The 1,374-nt window shown below is 43.5% G+C and carries 1 protein-coding gene; it reads left to right on the top strand.

The window, feature by feature from the left end; translation table 11 throughout:
• Nucleotides 1-14 precede the first annotated feature (14 nt).
• On the top strand, nucleotides 15-1,373 hold the full coding sequence (locus FCL48_RS24630; RefSeq protein ID WP_169309377.1) for an IS1380 family transposase: 1,359 nt from the start codon (nucleotides 15-17) through the stop codon (nucleotides 1,371-1,373).
• Nucleotide 1,374: the final 1 nt, after the last annotated feature.

Below are 1,374 nucleotides of genomic sequence, written 5' to 3' on the forward strand. Positions count from 1 at the left end.
TAGGTAGACGAGAAATCGTTGCAGATTTTAATGGCGGGACTATCACTTCTGACGGAGGGGCGTTGTTGTTACGAGAAGTGGAACAGCGGACAAACATTCTCCACCGTTTTTCGCAATGCTTCACCGATCATCGTGATCAAAGCCGTATTGAGCACAGCGTTTTAACCTTAGTTTCGCAACGTGTCTTCGGTCTGGCTTTGGGGTATGAGGATCTCAACGACCACGATCATTTAGCGAGTGACAAGATGCTTGCTGTGGCTGTTGGCAAAACCGATCCAACGGGTATGGATCGTAAGTCTGAAAAAGATCAAGGTAAACCTCTTGCAGGTAAGAGCACTCTGAATCGTCTTGAACTAACACCTGTCAATGCTACGTCTAAGAGTACTTATAAAAAAATAGCCATCAGTTCTGGATCTGTAGATGATCTTTTTGTAGATGTTTTCCTCGAATCCCATACAGAGATTCCAGAAGAGATAATTCTTGATGTTGACGCAACCGATGATCCGCTACATGGTGACCAGGAAGGAAAATTTTTCCATGGCTATTACAAAGCCTATTGTTACTTGCCTTTATACATTTTTTGCGGTGAGTATCTGTTGTGTGCACGACTTCAAACCGCCGACGTCGATGCTGCAGCCGGTACAGTTGAGGAAATGGAGCGGATTGTTCATCGCATCCGACAAGCTTGGCCAGATGTGAAAATACTTGTTCGTGGAGATAGTGGTTTTTGCCGTGAAAACATTATGACCTGGTGTGAGGACAATGATGTTGATTTTCTTTTTGGATTAGCCAAGAATTCGCGCCTTGGCAAAGAGATTGAAGAAGAACTCGCACTCGCCAAAGCATTGTACCAGTGCAGTGGTCAAGCTTCCAGGGTTTTTAAAGACTTTTGCTATATGACTCTTGATACATGGCGGTGGCACCGCAGGGTAGTAGGTAAAGCAGAGCATCTTGCAAAAGGATCAAATCCACGTTTTGTTGTTACCTCTTTAAAAGCTGAAAAACATGAGGCTCAAGAGCTGTATGAAAAGGTGTATTGTGCTCGAGGTGACATGGAAAATCGGATCAAAGAACAGCAGTTGATGCTTTTTGCAGATAGGACCAGCACCCATAAACTGCAGAGTAATCAGGTGAGACTCTATTTTTCATCTTTGGCCTATGTGCTCATACAGGCTTTTCGCCGACTTGGTCTTGTAGACACAGAAATGGCCAAAGCTCAATGTGACACTATCAGGCTAAAATTGTTTAAAATTGGAGCAAGAGTCAGAGTAACGGTAAGAAAGGTCTGGGTATCCTTTGCAGAGGGGTATCCATATAAAGCTATATTCACCCAAGTGATGAACAATATACAGAAAATACCTGCCAATTCGTAGT

The sequence above is a fragment of the Desulforhopalus sp. IMCC35007 genome (assembly GCF_005116575.1).
Lineage (GTDB): Bacteria > Desulfobacterota > Desulfobulbia > Desulfobulbales > Desulfocapsaceae > Desulforhopalus_A.